This is a genomic window from Paenibacillus sp. BAC0078 (assembly GCF_054483875.1).
In genome coordinates this window covers 300,327-319,852 of record NZ_JBTLRW010000007.1, presented here as the reverse complement: position 1 = coordinate 319,852, position 19,526 = coordinate 300,327, and the positions used below count along the sequence as shown (strand labels likewise).

Below are 19,526 nucleotides of genomic sequence, written 5' to 3'. Positions count from 1 at the left end.
GAGTGCATTCATATGAAATACAATCGTTTGGGCAACAGCGGACTGCAGGTTTCCGCACTTGGACTTGGCACCAATGCCTTCGGCAAAAGAGCCGACGAGCAGACCTCAATTGATATCGTCCATACCTCGCTGGACCAGGGCATTAACTTTATCGACACGGCTAATATTTATGCCGGCTCCGAATCGGAGAGAATCATCGGGCTGGCGCTTGCAGGCAGACGGCAGGACGCTGTGCTCGCCACCAAAGCAGGACTGCCGAAGCACGCAGGCCCGGGGGGAAGCGGCTCTTCCCGCCACCATCTGATGCTGGAGCTGGAAGGCAGCCTGCGCCGTCTGAAGACAGACTACGTTGATCTGTACCAGATTCATACCTTCGATCCTTATACGCCGCTGGAAGAGACGCTGCGTACACTTGACGATATGGTCTCCTCAGGCAAGGTGCGCTACATCGGCGCTTCCAATTACGCAGCCTGGGAGCTGATGAAGGCGCTAGGCATCAGTGAAGCGCGCAACCTCGTCAAATACGTCTCGATTCAATGCAGCTACTCCCTTGCAGACCGCACACCTGAGGTCGAGCTGCTCCCCCTCTGCCTGGACCAGGGCATTGGCATCATTCCCTATTTCCCGCTTGCCGGAGGCATTCTCACCGGCAAATATGCCGGGAACGACGCTCCACCCGCTGGCTCCCGGGCGGATACCGATCCAAGCTTCAACCGATTCCTCACTCCTGAGCGAATCGAGCTCGGCAACCAGGTAAGCGAAATCGCCGGGGAACTGGACACCTCCCCCACGGCGCTCTCTTTGGCCTGGCTGATGACCAGACCTGCCGTATCTACCGTGATCGTCGGGGCTACACAGGTAACGCAGGTGCAGCAGAACCTGCAGAGCGTCTCCGTACAGTTGGGTACGCAGACGCTGGACAAGCTGGAAGAGGCCAGCAGCAGCTTCCGCAGCGGCGAGCCGTTTGCCTTCTACCGGCTGCCGTAACGGCTGCGGCCGGGAATAGATGCGGCCGGTTGGGCGGGGCGTCAACAACGGCATTTTTGCCGTTGTTCCGCCCAGTTCCCGCTGGCGGCGCTTCAACAACGGCACTTTTACCGTTATTTCCGATCAAACCGACCGGTCACGCCCCTAGCCAAAAAAGCGATACCCCAGACAGAGTGGGGTATCGCTTTTAGCTTTTTGCGGATACAGGGGTCTTATACCGCTGCAATAAATTTCTCCATATCCTCTTTCACAGTTGTGATTCCGCTGATGCCAAAGTTGTCTACCAGTACCTTCGCCACGTTCGGGGAGAGGAAGGCCGGAAGGGTAGGACCGAGATGAATATTTTTCACGCCCAGGTACAGCAGCGCCAGCAGCACAATAACCGCCTTCTGCTCATACCAGGCAATGTTGTAGGAGATCGGCAGATCGTTGATGTCATCCAGCCCGAAGACTTCCTTCAGCTTCAAAGCAATTACAACAAGGGAATAAGAGTCATTGCACTGTCCGGCATCGAGTACACGGGGAATCCCGCCAATATCGCCAAGCGGCAGCTTGTTGTATTTGTACTTCGCGCAGCCCGCCGTAAGGATCACTGTATCTCCCGGCAGCTCTGCGGCAAAATCCGTGTAGTAATTCCGGCTCTTCATCCGTCCATCGCAGCCCGCCATGACGAAGAATTGCTTGATCGCGCCGCTCTGCACGCCCGCTACTACCTGGTCAGCCACGTTCATTACAGCAGCATGTGCGAAGCCGCCGACAATCTCGCCGGTCTCAATTTCAGTTGGAGCCGCGCAGCTCTTGGCTTGCTCGATGATCGCGGAGAAATCCTTCACACCGTCTGCACCTGGTACAATGTGCTGCACCCCTGGGAAGCCGGTATTGCCCGTTGTGTACATGCGTGCTTTATAGCTATCCTTCGGCGGCACAATACAGTTCGTGGTCATCAGAATCGGGCCGTTAAAGCTCTCGAATTCGCTCGTCTGCTTCCACCAGGCGTTGCCGTAGTTCCCTACGAAGTGGCTGTACTTTTTAAAAGCCGGATAATAGTGGGCCGGAAGCATCTCACTGTGCGTATACACATCCACGCCGGTTCCCTCAGTCTGCTTCAGCAGCTCCTCCATATCCTTCAGGTCATGCCCACTGATCAGAATCCCTGGACGAGTCCCAACACCGATATTCACCTTGGTGATTTCCGGGTTGCCATAAGTCGATGTATTCGCACGGTCAAGCAGCTCCATTACAGCAACGCCCAGCTTGCCGCACTCCATGACGAGGGCCGTCAGCTCTTCGCCGGTGAGTGTGTCATCCAGCACTGATGCAAGACCCTTTTCCATAAAAGCGTGCGCGCTAGATTCATGATATCCCAGCACCGCCGCATGCTCCATATAAGCTGCCATGCCCTTCAGTCCATAGGTCAACAGCTCACGCAGGGAGCGGACATCCTCATGCATCGTAGAGAGAACGCCTACAGTTCCCGCCTTAACGAGCAGTTCTTCGTCCGTGCCGGCAGTCCACAGAGCCGCATCATGCCCGGCCAAAGGAACCACTGTATCTGCAGCCTGCAGCTTGTTTTTCCACTGGTCACGAAGCGCGAGCCCCTCTCTTATTCTTGCTGTGAAGCTTTCCGGGGTGAAATTCGCATTGGTAATGGTTGCGAACATACTCTCTATAATAAACTTCTCTGTGGCTGAATCCGTGATTCCAAGCTCGCGGCCGCACCGTGCAAAGATGGAAATGCCTTTTAGCGTATACAGCATAAGATCCTGGAGATTGGCCACATCGCTGGTTTTACCGCATACACCCTGAATGGTGCAGCCCGTTCCTTTAGCCGCCTCCTGACATTGAAAACAAAACATTTCGCTCATTTCATCACTCCTTAGGATGTAGTCTACCGGGACAGAATGCTTCTTCAGCCCGCCTTTACAGGTACAGCTAATTGTAGTAGACTTTCGCCATACAATCGGTAACGGTTGTTACCGAATAATTAAACTTTGGAGGAAATCTATGAAGCCTGACCCAGCTCAGCTGCATAACTGTTTGATTTTTCGGGGGAAGTCAACGGAAGAGATCGAGTCACTGCTGCAAAAAATGATGTACACGGTCAGCAGCTTTCACAAAAATGCCATAATCATGGCTGAAGGCGACACTGTGGAACGGCTCGGCATCGTGCTCTCCGGACGGGTTGAGGTACAGAAAAACCATCCTACCGGCAGCAGTGTAACCATTGCCCATCTGAGTGAAGGACAAACCATCGGAGAAGCGGTGCTGTTCCGCAGAGAAAATATTGCTCCCGCCACAGTAACCGCCTCAGTTCCCTGCTCGATGATGTTCATCAGCAAGCAGGAGCTACTGCACATGTTCACGCTTGATACAGATATGCTAACCCGTTTTCTTGAGAATCTGTCGGAGCGTCTGGTGCTGGTCAACCGGAAGATTCAGATTCTATCCGCCGGACCGCTCAGACGGCGGATTGTGGATTTCCTGCTGGAGCAGGCGGAACTGCAAGCCTCCGACCTGATCCGGCTCCCTTTCAGCCGAAAGGAATGGGCCGAGCATTTGAATACCGCGCGCCCATCGCTATCCCGTGAAATGGGGTACTTGCGTGATCAAGGCTGGCTGCGGTTCAAGGGAAGCGAGATCACTCTGCTCGACCGGGCCAGGATGAGTGATTACATCCGCAGTATCCAGTGATCCTGCCTCATCCACCATCCACATGGAGATAAAATTAAGCTTGCACGAAGGCTGTTGAAATAGTAATCTTTTAAGGTTGAAAATCTAACATACAGCAGGAGGATATTGTGGAGCGTAAACAAGTGTTCACGGGTTCGCCCTGGGAGTCCACTGTGGGGTACTGCCGGGCGATCCGTATCGGAGACCGGATTGAAGTGGCAGGAACAACGGCGATGCAAAGCGGAGAAGTGGTCGGTAAAGGCAATCCGTATGAGCAGACAAGATTCATTTTGCAGCTCATTGAGAAGGCGCTTGGCGAGTTGGGCGCCAGCCTCGCTCATGTTGTAAGAACAAGAATGTTCGTTACGGACATCTCCAGGTGGGGGGAATTCGGAAGAGCCCACGGCGAGTTTTTCAAGGATATTCAGCCTGTTGCGACAATGGTTGAGGTAAAAGCGCTGATCGACCCTGATCTGCTGATCGAAATCGAAGTGGAAGCTGTTGCACCAAGCGCAAAAGGATAACTCTACCGAAAAAGCGAGGCAGTCACCTCAATATAAGAGGAGCTGCCTCGCTTTAGATTTTAGGAACTTTTTCAGGGGTAGGATCATGTATTATGTACTGGATACCATGTGTACCCATGCGGCGTATAACCGCCCAAGTTTTCTTAAGATCAGCGGCAGCAATAAAACTAAGCCCAAGCCGATGCCGCCTGCTACCCAGGAACGCTCGTAAGGAGACATGTCAGAAAGAAAGTACACCCAAGTAGTATCATATGAGAAAAGCTCGAAGGAGAATAGTCTGTCACTCACCCAATAGGCTAATGGAGACAGTAAAACCCCAAAGGCTGTAACCGGCAGAACGATTGCAAATGTAAACCCTGCAATCCCTATGGGAAGCTGCGCTATGCTGTAGATGATTCCCCGGTAGGTCTGCCCCTGACCCAGAAGTGTGAATAACGACCGCCAACCGTCCCTGCGCTGAGGTTCTGGATCGTCCGTACGTTCAGGCTGCCCATGATCTCCGCGAATCCAGCCCTCCACCACCTGCTCTTCTTGTACCATCATTCTGCGGCACACCGCAAGTGTCGCTGCCAGCAAGGGCAGCCCGATCCATAATATGATCAGCGGTACACTTACGCATATACCCGCAACTGCAATAACAAATGCCGCGATCCCTTTCGGAAGAGACATCACAAGCATGGTCCAAGCCTTCATGGAACTTTGTTTTTTCATTAAAATAGCTCCCCTTCACTAATCTCCTTTCAGTATAGTTGCTTACTCTTGTATGAACACTAACCCCTGGTCTGAAATGTCTGCCCGACCTTGGTCCAGTCTTTTGTGCGGAATGGACCGGCTGCCCCGGGATTCCCCAGCATCCAGCATCAGTATTAGCATCACCCTCAGCCCGCCAGTCTGTCCGCAACCCAGCCGGCAACTTCATTTTCCGGGATCGGTCTGCTGATGAAGTAGCCTTGAATCTTGTCACAGCTTGTACGCTCCAGAAAAGCGAGCTGCTCCGGCGTTTCCACGCCCTCAGCAGTCACATTCAGCCCCATGTCATGGCCGATGGTGACAATGGAGCTGGCCAGCGACATATTGTTCGGCGTATCAATACTGTCGATGAAAGACTTGTCAATTTTCAGCGTGGTAATCGGCAGCTGCTTCAAATAGCTCAGTGAGGAATAACCTGTCCCGAAGTCGTCCAGGGCGATGCCGATTCCTCTCTGCTTCAGCGTTTCCAGCTTGGAGCTGATCGCCTCGAAGGATTCCATAAAGATCGACTCCGTGATCTCCAGCTCCAGATACTCCGGCTCAAGTCCGGTATCTTGCAGCACCCTCAGTACCATGTCCGTGAAGTCATCCAGCATCAGCTGAATTACAGAAATATTGACCGAGATATGATAGCCCTCATACCCTTGTTCATGCAGCTCTTTCATGAAGCGGCACGCACTGCGCAGCACCCATTCCCCAATGGGAACGATCAGCCGGCAATCCTCAGCGACAGTGATAAAGGAAAACGGCGATACGAACCCAAGCACCGGACTGTTCCAGCGGATCAAGGCCTCGAAGCCCCAGATTTCGCCTGATCCGGTATCCACGAGCGGCTGATAATGCAGCGACAGCTCATCGTTCGAAATCGCGTTCCTTAAATGATGTTCAATAATCATCCGTTCATCAAAATGCTGCTGCATCGCCTTTCCATAGACGATATAGGTGCCTTTCCCCGCTTCCTTCGCCTTATACATCGCGATATCGGCATTTTTCAATAGCTCCTCGGCATTTCCCCCATTTTCCGGATATTGGGCAATGCCGATGCTGGTTGAAATATGTACCGAGCTGGCATTCAGCTCAAAAGGCTCCTTGAAGCCTTGGACCAGCGATTCCGCATAGGAGAGTACCTCTTCGAACCCTTCAATATTTTTTAACAGAATGACAAATTCATCACCGCCAAAGCGGAAATGCTTGCTCCGTCCGTCCGACAATCCCAGAAGGCGCTCACCCACCTTCACCAGCAGCTTATCTCCGAAGGTGTGGCCCATCGTATCATTAATATATTTGAAGTTATCAATATCGAGGAAAAAGAGTGCAGCGTGCCCGCCGGAATGCTCCTCAATAAATTTCTTCAGCTCTTCGGACAGCGACAGGCGGTTCGGCAGGCCGCTCAAAACATCGTTATACGCCAGCAGCCGGTATTTCTCCTCACTGGTCTGCAGCAGCTCCTGATTCTCCACTACCTTGTTATACTGTTCCAGCAGCTCATCCTGCAGCGCCGCCAGCTCCTCATAGGTTGACTCCAGCTCCTGATAGCTCATCTGCAGCTTGCTCTCGAAGCCCTTTCTGTCCGTCACATCTATCATGGACCCGGCAAAACGGATATACCCGCCGTCCGCATTCCGCAATACTTTGCCCCGGGCCTGGAACCATTTGTATTCCCCCGATTTGCCGCGCATCCGGTATTCAGCGTAATAATAGGAGGAACGTCCCTCCAGGTGCTCTGTCCGCTGCCGTTCCTCCTCCCCGGCATCCTCAGGATGGATAATCTCCTTCCACCCCAGCCGGCTCTCATCCATCTCATCGCGTTGATAACCAAGCAGCTCATACCAGCTATCCGAAAAATAGTAGATCATAGTGGACATATCCACGTCCCAGATCACCGCATCCGAGCCGTAGGTCGCTAAGCTGAACCGCTCATTGCTTTTTTCCAGGTTTCTTCTGATCCGTTTCACTAATTGCACATAGAATAACAGAATGAGGATAAAGGCTACCAGGACGGCAAAGGCCGCAATAATGCTCAGCACCAGCGCCTTGTAGGTCTGATAGAAGGAAAAAGGCTTGTTGATAATTTCGCTGCCCGCAGGCAGCTTGCTCTGGGAGATACCAAAGCGCTGCAGCTCATTATAATCAAACACATTGCGCACGGTGCTGTCCGTAACAATCGGAATGTTATCTGCACGTTCCCCCTGCAATATGCGCAGAGCGAATCCGGCTGCGATCCGGCCTTGAATTTTACCGCTGATCAGGCTTCCGCCAAAGGCCCCGTTGTTCAGGGCAAAATCATACGTATGATATACCGGAACGCTGCTGCTTCTGCCCAGCTCACTCGCAAATCGCTCAAATTCGGTAATTTTCCCGGTGGAGTCGCTATAGTATGTAGTCATGAGAGCAATGCTGTCTGAAGAAAGTGTGGACGCGGTTGCTATTATTTGTTCATTGGAGAGTTGATTCATAGGGATGACCTCAAGCCCCAGCTTCAGCGCGGAAATTTGGTCCATCACCATTTTGCCCGTAGAGAGTCCGCTCTCCGAGTTGTCAAATATGACGTAGACCTTACGGATAGACGGGTTGATCTCCATAGCCATTTGTATCGTTCGGGTAGGGTCAATCTTCTCGATAACTCCGGTGATGTTGCTCTTGTCCTGAATGCTTTGCACACCCAGTTCATTGACACCGCTGAAGATAATCGGGGCGTTATTCAAAAGCTCCTTACGATACTTCAATGCGAAGTTCGTCGCAGCATCATCTGTGGTAATTACAGCATCAATCCGGATGTCCCGATATTTGAACTTGATAGTTTCGTAGAAATGCCGGAGGTTTTCCTGATTTGGATAGCGTTTCCAATCCATGTATTCGGTGTAGATTGCTGGGATATTGGGTGCACTTTTGAGCCGTTCCTCAATACCCGTGCTCTGGTCATCCGTCCAGGAAAAACCCTTCTGATAGGAATGCAGCACCAGCACATTATGCGGAGACCCAGCCTCCGCTCCGGCGGACAACGGTGGATACAAGATCGTGCAAAGCATGACAAACAGAATTAGAGGCAAAAACCCGCTTTGTAATTTCTTGAGATGAATTTTTCCGACGCCCATTAGCACACTCCCATTCATCTATCTCCAAGTCATGCTTCTATGCTTCATTTCATTAATTATACGGGGAACGATAATTTTTTTAAATAATCAAATAGACAGGAGCGGCTTGCTTTGTGGACAGGGCCACGCATACGGGATAGAATGAACTTGCATTGACCCGCTTAGACAGGAGACATGATTATGCCTACAATTAAAGACGTTGCGCTCAAGGCAGGCGTTTCCGCGACATCCGTATCCCGGGTGCTGAACAATAGGGGATATTTAAGCGAACAGCTGAAGAAAAAAGTCTACAGCGCGATGGATGAGCTGAATTATAGGCCCAACGAGCTGGCGCGTTCGCTCAGCCGTTCCAGGTCCAACATTATCGGCCTCATTATCCCCCATATCTCGCTGCCCTTCTTCGGCGAATTAACCAGCCATATTGAGGAGTATGCCTACCGGAGCGGGTATAAGCTGCTGCTCTGCAATTCCCAGCAAGACAAACACAAAGAGCTTGAATATATTGATATGCTGCGCTCCAGCCGTGTGGACGGCATCATTATGGGCAGCCATACGCTGGAGGTGGAGTCCTACCGGCAAATGAGCCTGCCGCTGGTCACCTTTGACCGGCAAATTTCGCCTGACATTCCTTATGTCTGCTCGGACAACTACGCCGGGGGACAGCTGGCCACTTCATTACTCATTGAAAAAGGCTGCCGGAAGCTGGCCCACATCGGCGGGCATCCGGGATTGAATATATTATCCCACCGGCGGTATGAGGCTTTTGCCGATACCGCCCGTAAGCATGCTGTATGGTTCACTTCGCTGCATACGGACAATAACAGCTTTGATGTCGAGGCCTACGAACGGCTGCTGAAGCAGCTATTCCGGGAGCATCCCGAAGTTGACGGCATCTTTGCCGGCAGCGATATGATTGCTGCCTACGCCCTCAAGGCCTGCCGGGAAAGCGGGCGGCGCGTGCCCCAGGATGTGCGGATTGTGGGCTATGACGGAATCGCGGTGCGCAGCCTGTTCCATCCCTCCATCAGCACCATCCGCCAGCCGATGGAGGAGATGGGCAGGCTGGCCGTCGATCTGATCATTAAGCAGGTGGAGGGCGGCACCGTCTCCACGGAGAATATTTTGCCGGTGGAGCTGGAGGAGGGCTCCACGACGTAGCGGGCTGGGAGGGGTGCAGCCCGGCGGGGGCGGGGGAGAATCGCACGGGCGGTAGCCCGTAGGCGGAGCAGCAAGGCGTGGGGGGAACGCGTGGGGCGAGGGCGGGCGCGAACGCACGAGCGGTGGACGCGCACGGCGAGGCGGAACGCGGACGGGCGGCGCGCGCGCTGGACAGAACGCGTGGGCGGTGAGCCAGGACAGGCGGGTGCGGTGGTACGTGGGCGGGGCGCGAACACGCGAGCGGCCCGCTGAGCGGAAGTGCGCAAGAGATGGGACACGGCGGGCGGTGAGCCAAGTCGTGCGGACACGGTCATGCGCCGGCGGGGCGCAAACGCACGAGCGGTGGACGCGGGCGGCGAGGCGGAACGCGGACGGGCGGCGCGCGCGCTGGACAGAATCGCATGAGCGCGGTTGCGCGGGAGACGCCGGGTGGCAGAGCACAGTGGTGGGCCGCCACCCGGGTGCAAGCCGTGCCCAATGCGGCCACGAGCAGTGTCGGGATAACTGCTCAAGCGTGAACCTAGATTAGCGGCTCGGCGTCGAGCGAGGGCGCTTCTGTAGATACTGCTGCTGTACTCTGCTGCGGCGTTTGCCCCCTGCTCCCTCACCCTCATTAACTCCAGTTCATGCCCCTAGCAGCAGGCTGCACCTAGTGAATCTCTGAGATAGCTGTACTTTATACAACTACTCAGGTCAAATTCGCTTCAAAACGAGCATTAAGTGTACTTCGTACAATTAAAAATCAACATTTTCCGCCCAATCGCTGTTATCGGGGAAAATAACTGCAGAGAATGCAATTAAACCTTCCTCCAGTGAAAAATAGTGATTTTTAGTTGTACGAAATACAACTACCCCACAACTGAGACACTCTGCCCATCAAAAACCACCTCTTTTTATCCATTATTTCAACATAATAATCGAAAGGCGATGAGGACCTGTGATCCAGTCCACGATTTCAGCTTTGCAAATACTTTTGAAGGAGGTTCCGGCAGCATTCACCTCCCTTTCCGACGAAGAAGCCGCGGCCCCGCGGCCGGGAGGCAAATGGTCCAAGCAGCAGTTGCTCGGACATTTATGCGATTCAGCCATCAACAATCTGTCCCGATTCATCAAAGTGCAATACGAACCGCAGCCGCTGAGTCTTGCTCTGTACGATCAGAACGAATGGATGGCCGCCCAGCAGTACGCCGGTGCCCCACGTGATGAAATCTTGAACCTATGGGTAAGTGTCAATCAGTCCATCCTTCGGGTCATTTCCAGCCTTACCTCTGACCAGTTGGCCCTTCTCTTCCTGCTGAACAGCGGCGAAACGGTTACCCTGAAGTGGCTGATCGAGGATTATTTGGATCACATGCAGCACCATCTGAGCCAGATCTTCCCGGATCAAAATATGCTGTAAGCGACTCAGGCCAGGATCGCAGTAACACCAAATACCCCGCCCGGCTTCATTCCAGGGAAAGAAGCCGGGCGGGGTATTGTTAGTTAGGGTTTGAACAGCACCAGCAGGTCGGCTACGCCAAGCTGCATTCGTAGCAGTGAACCATACCACTGTTCAAATGAGCTGCGTAGCCTTCAATGCTCAGCTCAATAATACGGGAATCGGTCACATTAAGCATCGCCCGGTTACGGGAAGGATAGCCGTATGCCCCTTAGGGAGTATACACCGTCAGCCCTTCACCGATCCGCCCATAAGCCCTCTGACAAAATACTTCTGCAGCAGGAAGAAAATCGCCAGCGGCATTAGCATAGAAATGAACGCAGCCGAAGTCAGCAGATGCCAGTCGTTGCCGCGTGAGCCGACAAGGTCGGCGATTTTCATCGACATAACCTGCACAGAAGGCTGGTTGCCAATAAAGATCAGCGAGACCAGGTAATCATTCCATACCCATAGGAACTGGAAGATTCCGATCGAAGCCAGGGCGGGTACGGACAGCGGCAGAATCAGTCTGCTAAATATTGTGAAATGGCTTGCCCCGTCAATAAAGGCCGATTCGAACAGATCCTTGGGCAACTGGCTGATAAAGTTATACATGAAGTAGGTAACCAGTGGCAGACCAAACGCGGTATGCGCCAGCCAGATCCCCAGGTAGCTGCCGTTTAGCCCCAGTGCAGTATAATCCTTAAGCACGGGAATCAGCGCCACCTGAATCGGAATAACCAGCATCGCTATAATAATGACGAACAGCGTTTTGCGGCCCGGAAAGCGCAGCCAAGCGAAGGCGTAAGCGGCAAAAGAGGCAATCAGCACCGGAATGACAGTAGCTGGAACAGCAATCGTCAGTGTATTCCAGAAGGCCTGAGATAAGCCTGTGCCCTTTTGCACCGTTTCACTGCCGTCGGCCTCCTTGAGTTTGTACTCCTTACCCGACAGCACATTGTTATAATTGTCCAGCGTAAGATCCGGCACGGTTTTCCAGCCCTGCTCCTGCACGTTGATCGTACGCGCTCTGCGGTTCTCCCACATCAGGCGGCTGTCATCGACCTTAACGCCCGCCTTCAACTGATCGTCCGTAAAGGTTTTACCGTTTACTTCAATCGGCCCCCTCAGGTCTACGTCCTTGGATAACTGTAGGGTCTCCCCCGCCTTCCACTCCTGATGGGGAAATACCTTCCACCAGCCGGTCTGCAAAATATCCGCGGCAGGACGGAAGGAGGAAATAAACAAGCCGAGTGTCGGAAGCAGCCAGATGAAGCAGATCACACCAAGTATGAGATTAACGATGGTCTTGCTGCCTTTTCTTTTCTTTTTGCCGGCCATTAGAATCCCCCCTGCTTGCGGAACTGACGCAGATTAATAATGATTACAGGCAATACCGCGATCAAAAGAACGATAGCCAGCGTCGAGCCGTAACCGAAATTACGGTACATAAAGAACTGCCGGTAGAATTGTGTCGCTACCACTTCTGTATCGTATTGACCTCCCGTCATCACCATGACGACGTCAAATATTTTCAACGTAAAGACAATAATGGTTGTTGTCACTGTCAGGATTGTGGCGGAAATGAACGGAATCATAATGCCGAAGAAAATCTTCACCTCACCGGCGCCATCCACACGTGCGGCTTCCAGGATGTCATCGGGAACCCCTTTGATCGCTGCGGAGAAAATAACCATTGCAAACCCGGTTTGCATCCAGATCAAAATAATAATGAGGAAAAAGTTATTCCAGGGCTGCAGCATACTCGCCCAAGCCTGCGGTTCGCCGCCAAAATAAGTCACAACCGCATTCAGCAGCCCGATTTGCTCGTCGCCAGGCTGATAGTAATAGACAAATTTCCAGATTACACCCGCAGCCACAAAAGAAATAGCCATTGGCATGAAAATGATCGACTTGGCGATTTTTTCATAGCTGCTGCGGTCGGCTAAAATGGCAATAAGCAGCCCGAAAGCGACGCACGCCAAGGTCCCTACGAACACCCACAGCAGATTGTTGCGCAGCGCTATCGCCATAAGATGGTCACTGAAGATCGCGGCATAGTTGCTGAGTCCGACAAATTTTTCCGAAGAAGCATTGAAAAAGCTTAAATACAACGTCCGCAGCGCGGGCAGTATCAGCAGCCAGCCGAGAACAATCACCGCCGGGCCAATGAACACATAAGGCTGCACCCTTCTGCGGACATGATCGGGATACTGCTCCACCGCCCAGTTCAGGGTATAGTAGATTAGATAAACGCCCAGCACGCCCCAGAGCACGGCAAAAACTGCGGTCAGCAGCGGATTCAGCGTAGAATCGCGGAAGAACAAGAAGATCAGCCCGTTGATCACGATGTTGGCTGCAATTACGCCAAGAGATAGCAGCAATGCTCTGACGCTGATTTTTGGCTTTGCTTGTACATCCATTATTAGCTCCTCCTTAAGTTTTGCGCAGCAAAACTCACTTCGTAAGCATATGCTTAAGTTTTGCGGAGCAAAACTCTCTTCGTAAGCATCCCCTTTAAAAAACAAAAAGAGAGGCAGGTTATCCGCACTGCTGACTGCCCCTCTTTTGACCACTAGCGCGTTATCTCAGGCCTGTTCCTATTAATTCTTCCAGCCGGACTGAATCTGCTCCAGCGCCTGATCCAGTGTGGCTGTTCCGCTCACATAGTCGGTCATGCCTTTCCAGAAGGTGCCCGCGCCTACTTTACCAGGCATAAGGTCAGAGCCATCAAAACGCAAGGTAGACGCATCCTGTACCAGCTTTGCCATACGGCGGTCAGACTCGGATTTGTACCAGTCAAGGGAAGCATCGTTCATCGGAGCAATCACGCCGCCGGATTGAACCCAGGTCTTAATAGATTCGCCTGTAGTGAAGAATTCCATAACCGCACGTACTTCAGGACGGTCGTTGAACATAGCGTAAATGTCCCCTGCTACAAGCACCGGCTTGCCATATTTCTGATCAATCGGCGGAAGGTAGAACCAGTCATAATCGGTATCGACCTTGGCAGTTTCCGGGAAGAAGCTGGTGATAAAGTTGCCCATCAGGTTAAACCAGGCTTTGGGCGGATTCTCAAACATCGGTTTTGGAGCATCGCCGAAGGCTGTAGTTACGATTGATTTAGTGCCGCCGTAGACATAATCCTTGTTCAGCCAGATTTTAGACATTACATCCACTGCATGTTTAACCTCTGGAGAGGTAAAAGGCAGCTCGCCCTTAACCCATTTGTCATAGTTCTCAGGAGTAGTCGTACGCAGCATGATATTTTCCACCCAGTCCGTAGCCGGCCAGCCGGTGGCAGCACCACTCTCAATGCCGATCGCCCATGCCGGGTCACCGTCTTTGGCGATTTGTTCCGTCAAAGCCATCAGGTCATCCCATGTTTCAGGAACCTTGTAGCCTGCTTCATCAAATTGCTTCTTCGGATACCAGACCAGGCTTTTTACATTGCTGCGGTTCCAGATCCCGGCCATAATTTTGCCGGCTTTGCCGTCCATCGTGGACATATCAAGCCAGCTCTTATTGTAGTTAGCTTTCAGCTTCTCCTGATCCAGCACGCTGGTCAGATCGACAACCTTGCCGGTTTTGGCGATAGAAGCCAGGAGACCCGGCTGCGGGAAGTCAGCGATATCCGGCGCATTGCCGCCATCCACGCGAATATTAATGGTCGCTTCGAATTCCTTGGAGCCTTCATATTGAATATCAATTCCGGTTTTTTCTTCAAATTCTTTGATGCTTTTCTCGAATTTCACCTGGTCCTCGTCCACGAACGGTCCGAACATCGTTACCTTGGTTCCTTTATAGTCACCCTTCATCGCCAAATCGAGCGGTGAGCCTGCAGTAGCGGCCTCTGAAGCCTCTGGTGATGCTTGGTTGTTATCCGCAGTTGGCGCTACTGTTGCTGCTGGCGAATCCGTAGGCGCAGCATTATTGGTATTATTATTTCCGCCGCATCCGCTAAGCAGCATGGTGAAGGATAAACACAGCACCATTGCGAGTGAGAGTTTGCGTCCTGGAGCTTTCTTCATCTTTTCATACATCCCCTTTAATTGGTTTAGAGACTGCACTTTAATTTCTATTTTTTTACATGATCTATGCCTTTCCAATACCACACATTCCTATGTTCCACATCAATTAATTATTCTTATTTTGTGCCGATCCCCGTATACCCAGCCCCAAAAGGCTTATCAATAGGACTATACTTACTTAAAGTGTGTAAATAATATTATTTCATGTTATAATTGTGAGGTTCATCACTTCTGCTCTGCAAATACTGCCTATAGATATGAAAACAACTATTTGGGAGGGATTATTCGTGAAAAAACTGCAGGACATCCCAGTTTCCGTGCTGGATCTGGCTCCGATTGTGGAGGGCGGAACAGCGGCGGATTCTTTTCATAACACGCTGGATTTGGCCCGTCATGCCGAAGAGTGGGGCTATCACCGCTACTGGCTAGCTGAGCATCATAATATGCCGGGCATCGCCAGCTCCGCCACCTCGCTTGTGATCGGCCATGTGGCTGCGGGCACCAAGCATATCCGCGTAGGGTCGGGAGGCATCATGCTCGCAAACCATGCCCCCCTTATGATTGCAGAGCAATTCGGGACACTCGAATCGCTGTATCCGGGCCGTATCGACCTGGGGCTTGGCAGAGCCCCAGGCTCCGACCAGGCTGCTGCAAGAGCCATGCGCCGCAGTCTCGGCAGCGACGGCAGTGAATTCCCCGAGCAGCTTAGCGAGCTCAGAGCCTATTTCGACCCTAACGGAGCCGGCTCGCGGCCGCTTGGCGTGCGTGCGGTTCCAGGCGAAGGGCTGAACGTTCCGATCTGGCTGCTCGGCTCCAGCGGCTTCAGCGCCCAGCTTGCGGGCCAGCTCGGTCTGCCGTTCGCTTTTGCCAGCCATTTCGCCCCTGACTATCTGCTGCCGGCTCTGCATTTGTACCGCAGCAGCTTCAAGCCGTCAGAAGCGCTCGACAAGCCGCATGTGATGGTCGGACTAGGCATTACGGCTGCAGATACAGCAGCCCAGGCCCGCTGGCTTGCCACCTCGCAGCAGCAGCAATTCCTCAATATCATCCGCGGCCGTACCGGCAAGCTGCAGCCTCCGGTGGACAGCATGGACGGTCTGTGGTCGCCGCAGGAAAAAGCCCTGGTGCAGAGCAAGCAGCTCTACTCCATTGCCGGAGACAAAGATTTGATCAAGGAACGTTTGCTTCAAATTGTACAGGAGACGGATGCCGACGAATTCATTATTGCTTCGCAGATCTATGACCACTCAGCCCGTATCCATTCTTATGAGCTTATAGCAGAGCTAATCAAGGAAAGCTAAACGGCTGGGTTAGGTTGGCTAGACTAAGCAAGATTAGCTATGCAATTGCTTGTACACAGCAAGGAGATTGTGGAGGCACGGGAGCGGATTGATTCCGTTCCCTGCTCATAATCTCCTTGCTTTTTTTGTAGGCATAACAAGGATAATGTTCTTTATAAAATACGATGGTCACCGTCTAAAACAGAGAAATAATAAGGATGCAGGAGCTAATTGGAAATAATCTGGTCTCAGATCATATGCATGCCTCCTTTTGAAGAATAGGCGTGATTTACTCTATTTTTCTTTATCCATAATTTTGATTATACTGTAGTTATTCGTTATAACGAACGTAACTATGACTGTTTCCTTGCCTTTATTCTTTTTTGGGCGCACCAAAGGAATTAGTGGTCCTGCAAAAAACCACTCCATTCGACAGGATGCGAGCAAACAGCCATTTTCAGTGAGGATTATGCCGAAAGTCTGCCGGGTGGCGGAGATACTTCCCAGAAGAAAGGAGCGGGAAAGTGAGTAGAAAATACCACAAGGCTTTTATAGGTTTGTATGTTCTGATCGTTCTGGCGGGAGTCATCTGGCATGCCGGGGGAGTAAGCGCAGAGGATACGATAAAACTAACAGTAAATTCGCATACAACCAGCACCGCGAAGATGCACAATATGCAGCCGGGAGATACAACGACCTCGGAATATACGGTGATTAATGAAGGCAATGAGCAGTTCGACTACTATGTGGACTTCAAATTCCTGTCCGGGGACGAAGAATTGTATAATATTCTGCAAATGACCCTGCAAAAAGAGGGAGTAATCCTCTATTCAGGAGTGATGAGCGAGGCGGAGGGCCGGGTGGCCGTTGGTACGCTGGCCGGAGATGAGCAAGAGACCATTCAAATGAATGTAATCTTTCCGCCCGAGGCCGGCAACGAATATCAGGCGAAGACAACCAGTGTAGCCTTTGATTTTTCCGCATCAGCTACACCTGGCCCATCGGCTACACCGGGCGCGACTCCTACGGCTTCAGTTACACCTGTTCCATCAGCTTCACCGAGTGCGACTCCAACGGCTTCTGCTACACCTGAGCCGTCAGCTTCACCAAGCGCAGCTCCTACAGCTTCAGCTACACCTGTTCCGTCGGCTTCACCGGGCACAACCCCGCAGGCCTCTCCTGCGCCTACGGATTCACCGCCTTACAGTCAAGTGCCGGGAACAGCGGTCACACCTTCCGCTTTGCCTGCTGTAACAGCTTCGCCGGGTGCTGCTGTAGTTACCGTAACAGATCCGCCTGTTCCGCTTGGCGGCGATGATCCATCGGCTTCACCGGGTACGGGAGCGGCCACAAACGGCAGCGCGCCTTCGCCATCGCCGGATAACGGGGTAACATTACCCGATGACGAGCTTCCGCTTGCAGCACCAGGGGACGACCGGCTGCCGGATACCGCTGAGCCTTGGTATAACCTGATTCTGCTCAGCTTGGCTGTAGCCATTGTCAGTATCATCGTCTTGCGCAGACTGAACTCCAAGAAGTAAGGCCATTTCACCATAGTTCGGAGGAGAGAGTATGAAGAAGTTTTCCGGTCTGTCCATTGCCGTGAAGCTGATTCTCATACTCTCTTTGTGCTTGCTGCTTTATTCTGTCTTTCAGATCCTCAAAGCTCCTGCCGAAGCCCGCCATGCCCTGCAGGATTGGGAGAAAAAGAGGGAGGAAGCCTCGCGTCTCACCGTCCCGGAAGAAGAAACCCCGCTGCCTGCCGGAATGGTCAGCCCTCCCAAGGAGAAAAATAGGTCCAAGTCAGCCTACACAGAGGGCGAGATTATTGGAGAAATATATTTGCCCAGGCTGGACCGGAGAATTGCAATTCTGGAGGGAACGGAGCGTCCGCAGCTCAAGAAGGGGGCTGGTCATTATGAAGGAAGCGCTGCAATTGGCGCCAAAGGAAACAGCGTGCTGGCCGGTCACCGCGACACTGTGTTCCGTGGCCTGGGCGATTTAGTGAAGGATGATCTTATTGAAGTGGAATCCGCTGAAGGGAAATTCATCTATACCGTTACAGGAAGCGCCATTGTAGACGGGGATGCCAGGGGAGCAATCCGCCAGAGCACCGAGCCCATCCTGACGCTGATTACCTGCTACCCGTTCACTTACATCGGCTCCGCGCCTGACCGCTATCTGCTAACGGCATCTCTGCTCCGCAAGGAGCCACTTTCGCCGTCCCTGCGGCCATAAGCCGTATTTTGTCCAGAATTTGGGGGTAAGGGATGAGACATTGAATAGAAAGTGATAATATAGATATACGATGATACTTTAGGAGATGACCTGTGATGAGAGAAGAGCTGATAGAACGCTTTATTTCGTATGCAAAGATAGATACCCAATCGAACGAGGACAACGACAACTGTCCCTCTACTCCGGGGCAGATGAATCTGGCCCGCAAGCTGGTAGATGAGCTGCAAGCACTAGGGTTAACAGAAGTTGCGGTGGACGAGCATGCCTATGTTATGGCTACACTGCCCGCCAACACTGACAAGGAGGTTCCGACCATCGGCTTCCTGGCGCATCTGGACACCGCTACTGATTTCACCGGTGCAGGTGTGAAGCCGCAAATTGTCGAGAACTATGACGGCAAGGATATTGTTCTTAATAAGGCGCTGAATATCGTGCTCTCCACGGAAAGCTTTCCCGAGCTGCCCCATTATAAAGGACACACGCTGATCACAACAGACGGAACTACTCTGCTGGGTGCGGATAACAAGGCGGGAATTGCTGAGATTATGACTGCTATGGCTTATCTGCTGGAGCATCCGGAAATCAAGCATGGCAAGATCAGAGTCGCTTTTACCCCCGATGAGGAAATTGGACGCGGACCGCATAAATTCGATGTTGCCCGCTTCGGCGCTTCCCACGCATACACCGTTGACGGTGGACCGCTTGGAGAATTGGAGTATGAAAGCTTCAACGCTGCCGGCGTCAAAATCAGCTTCAAGGGGGTAAATGTGCATCCCGGAACCGCCAAAGGCAAAATGATCCACTCCGCCAAAATCGCCATGGCCTTCCATCACAGACTGCCGTCCGGGGAAGCACCGGAATTCACCGACGGCTATGAGGGCTTTTACCATCTGACCTCGATGCAGGGGACGGCGGAGCACAGCAAGCTGCAGTATATTATCCGCGACTTTGACCGTGAGTCCTTCGAGAGCCGCAAGGCGTATATCACCGCGATTGTAGAGGAATTCCAGTCCACCTACGGAGCGGAGAATATAGTGCTTGAAATGAAGGATCAATACTATAACATGCGGGAAAAAATCGAGCCTGTGCGCCACATTGTCGAGGTCGCCGAGGAAGCGATGAACAATCTCGGCATTACGCCGGTGATTCGCCCGATCCGCGGCGGTACGGATGGCTCGCAGCTATCCTATATGGGACTGCCTACACCGAATATTTTTACCGGGGGTGAAAACTTCCACGGCAAATTTGAATATGCCTCTGTAGATGATATGCTGAAAGCCGTTCAGGTCATTGTCGAGATTGCCAAGCTGACCGAGCAGAAAGCCTAGAACGGACGCCTGTACCTACACTGCATGCACTGTAAAACACAAATATCC

15 protein-coding genes are annotated in these 19,526 nt (G+C 52.4%); 9 read left to right on the top strand and 6 right to left on the bottom strand.

The genetic code is table 11. The features are described from left to right. The first annotated feature begins 12 nt into the window (after nucleotides 1-12). Nucleotides 13-987: an aldo/keto reductase gene (locus ACX1DY_RS15940; protein WP_458965165.1), complete on the top strand. Its 975-nt coding sequence runs from the start codon at nucleotides 13-15 to the stop codon at nucleotides 985-987. A 212-nt stretch (nucleotides 988-1,199) separates the two neighbouring features. Here ACX1DY_RS15940 and hcp read toward each other — a convergent pair whose 3' ends face one another. Continuing rightward, nucleotides 1,200-2,852, bottom strand: coding sequence for a hydroxylamine reductase (hcp, locus tag ACX1DY_RS15935; protein ID WP_458965164.1), 1,653 nt, complete (start codon nucleotides 2,850-2,852; stop codon nucleotides 1,200-1,202). Between the two features lie 139 nt (nucleotides 2,853-2,991). On the opposite strand from hcp, the gene ACX1DY_RS15930 reads away from it, so the two are divergent. Further along, the gene (locus tag ACX1DY_RS15930) at nucleotides 2,992-3,678 is read left to right on the top strand and encodes a Crp/Fnr family transcriptional regulator (RefSeq protein ID WP_458965163.1); all 687 of its coding nucleotides are present in this window, start codon (nucleotides 2,992-2,994) and stop codon (nucleotides 3,676-3,678) included. Between the two features lie 107 nt (nucleotides 3,679-3,785). Then, complete coding sequence (locus ACX1DY_RS15925) at nucleotides 3,786-4,181, top strand: RidA family protein (protein ID WP_458965162.1); 396 nt, start codon at nucleotides 3,786-3,788, stop codon at nucleotides 4,179-4,181. Nucleotides 4,182-4,271: 90 nt separating this feature from the next. Here ACX1DY_RS15925 and ACX1DY_RS15920 read toward each other — a convergent pair whose 3' ends face one another. Next, nucleotides 4,272-4,892 (bottom strand): sensor domain-containing protein, encoded by a 621-nt coding sequence (locus ACX1DY_RS15920; protein WP_458965161.1) that lies wholly within the window; start codon nucleotides 4,890-4,892, stop codon nucleotides 4,272-4,274. A gap of 167 nt (nucleotides 4,893-5,059) precedes the next feature. Further along, nucleotides 5,060-8,026 carry an ABC transporter substrate binding protein gene (locus ACX1DY_RS15915; RefSeq protein ID WP_458965160.1) on the bottom strand — a complete coding sequence of 989 codons (2,967 nt, stop codon included), beginning with the start codon at nucleotides 8,024-8,026 and terminating at the stop codon, nucleotides 5,060-5,062. A 180-nt stretch (nucleotides 8,027-8,206) separates the two neighbouring features. On the opposite strand from ACX1DY_RS15915, the gene ACX1DY_RS15910 reads away from it, so the two are divergent. Both ACX1DY_RS15910 and ACX1DY_RS15905 read left to right on the top strand, forming a co-directional pair. Next, nucleotides 8,207-9,184 carry a LacI family DNA-binding transcriptional regulator gene (locus ACX1DY_RS15910; RefSeq protein WP_458965159.1) on the top strand — a complete coding sequence of 326 codons (978 nt, stop codon included), beginning with the start codon at nucleotides 8,207-8,209 and terminating at the stop codon, nucleotides 9,182-9,184. Between the two features lie 937 nt (nucleotides 9,185-10,121). Beyond that, complete coding sequence (locus ACX1DY_RS15905; protein WP_458965158.1) at nucleotides 10,122-10,583, top strand: DinB family protein; 462 nt, start codon at nucleotides 10,122-10,124, stop codon at nucleotides 10,581-10,583. A 267-nt stretch (nucleotides 10,584-10,850) separates the two neighbouring features. Here the strand turns inward: ACX1DY_RS15905 and ACX1DY_RS15900 are convergent, their stop codons facing one another. From ACX1DY_RS15900 to ACX1DY_RS15890, 3 genes are all read right to left on the bottom strand, one after another. Continuing rightward, nucleotides 10,851-11,942: a carbohydrate ABC transporter permease gene (locus ACX1DY_RS15900; RefSeq protein WP_458965157.1), complete on the bottom strand. Its 1,092-nt coding sequence runs from the start codon at nucleotides 11,940-11,942 to the stop codon at nucleotides 10,851-10,853. Continuing rightward, on the bottom strand, nucleotides 11,942-13,024 hold the full coding sequence (locus tag ACX1DY_RS15895) for a carbohydrate ABC transporter permease (RefSeq protein WP_458965156.1): 1,083 nt from the start codon (nucleotides 13,022-13,024) through the stop codon (nucleotides 11,942-11,944). The genes ACX1DY_RS15900 and ACX1DY_RS15895 overlap by 1 nt, the downstream gene beginning before the upstream one ends. 180 nt (nucleotides 13,025-13,204) lie before the next feature. Then, nucleotides 13,205-14,632 carry an ABC transporter substrate-binding protein gene (locus ACX1DY_RS15890; RefSeq protein WP_458965155.1) on the bottom strand — a complete coding sequence of 476 codons (1,428 nt, stop codon included), beginning with the start codon at nucleotides 14,630-14,632 and terminating at the stop codon, nucleotides 13,205-13,207. Between the two features lie 287 nt (nucleotides 14,633-14,919). Here ACX1DY_RS15890 and ACX1DY_RS15885 point away from each other — a divergent pair, with 287 nt between their 5' ends. The 4 genes from ACX1DY_RS15885 (at nucleotide 14,920) to pepT (ending at nucleotide 19,478) form a co-directional block, all read left to right on the top strand. Then, the gene (locus ACX1DY_RS15885; protein WP_458965154.1) at nucleotides 14,920-15,933 is read left to right on the top strand and encodes an LLM class flavin-dependent oxidoreductase; all 1,014 of its coding nucleotides are present in this window, start codon (nucleotides 14,920-14,922) and stop codon (nucleotides 15,931-15,933) included. Between the two features lie 503 nt (nucleotides 15,934-16,436). After that, nucleotides 16,437-17,453 (top strand): hypothetical protein, encoded by a 1,017-nt coding sequence (locus tag ACX1DY_RS15880; RefSeq protein ID WP_458965153.1) that lies wholly within the window; start codon nucleotides 16,437-16,439, stop codon nucleotides 17,451-17,453. A gap of 31 nt (nucleotides 17,454-17,484) precedes the next feature. Beyond that, on the top strand, nucleotides 17,485-18,150 hold the full coding sequence (locus tag ACX1DY_RS15875) for a class D sortase (RefSeq protein ID WP_458965152.1): 666 nt from the start codon (nucleotides 17,485-17,487) through the stop codon (nucleotides 18,148-18,150). A 95-nt stretch (nucleotides 18,151-18,245) separates the two neighbouring features. Beyond that, on the top strand, nucleotides 18,246-19,478 hold the full coding sequence (pepT, locus tag ACX1DY_RS15870) for a peptidase T (protein WP_458965151.1): 1,233 nt from the start codon (nucleotides 18,246-18,248) through the stop codon (nucleotides 19,476-19,478). The last annotated feature ends 48 nt before the right edge of the window (nucleotides 19,479-19,526 follow it).

Bases quoted from the DNA above. Each gene is read 5' to 3' on its own strand.
- ACX1DY_RS15940 (WP_458965165.1), top strand. From the start codon at position 13: ATGAAATACAATCGTTTGGGCAACAGCGGACTGCAGGTTTCCGCACTT.
- hcp (WP_458965164.1), bottom strand. From the start codon at position 2,852: ATGAGCGAAATGTTTTGTTTTCAATGTCAGGAGGCGGCTAAAGGAACG.
- ACX1DY_RS15930 (WP_458965163.1), top strand. From the start codon at position 2,992: ATGAAGCCTGACCCAGCTCAGCTGCATAACTGTTTGATTTTTCGGGGG.
- ACX1DY_RS15920 (WP_458965161.1), bottom strand. From the start codon at position 4,892: ATGAAAAAACAAAGTTCCATGAAGGCTTGGACCATGCTTGTGATGTCT.
- ACX1DY_RS15915 (WP_458965160.1), bottom strand. From the start codon at position 8,026: ATGGGCGTCGGAAAAATTCATCTCAAGAAATTACAAAGCGGGTTTTTG.
- ACX1DY_RS15910 (WP_458965159.1), top strand. From the start codon at position 8,207: ATGCCTACAATTAAAGACGTTGCGCTCAAGGCAGGCGTTTCCGCGACA.
- ACX1DY_RS15900 (WP_458965157.1), bottom strand. From the start codon at position 11,942: ATGGCCGGCAAAAAGAAAAGAAAAGGCAGCAAGACCATCGTTAATCTC.
- ACX1DY_RS15895 (WP_458965156.1), bottom strand. From the start codon at position 13,024: ATGGATGTACAAGCAAAGCCAAAAATCAGCGTCAGAGCATTGCTGCTA.
- ACX1DY_RS15890 (WP_458965155.1), bottom strand. From the start codon at position 14,632: ATGAAGAAAGCTCCAGGACGCAAACTCTCACTCGCAATGGTGCTGTGT.
- ACX1DY_RS15875 (WP_458965152.1), top strand. From the start codon at position 17,485: ATGAAGAAGTTTTCCGGTCTGTCCATTGCCGTGAAGCTGATTCTCATA.
- pepT (WP_458965151.1), top strand. From the start codon at position 18,246: ATGAGAGAAGAGCTGATAGAACGCTTTATTTCGTATGCAAAGATAGAT.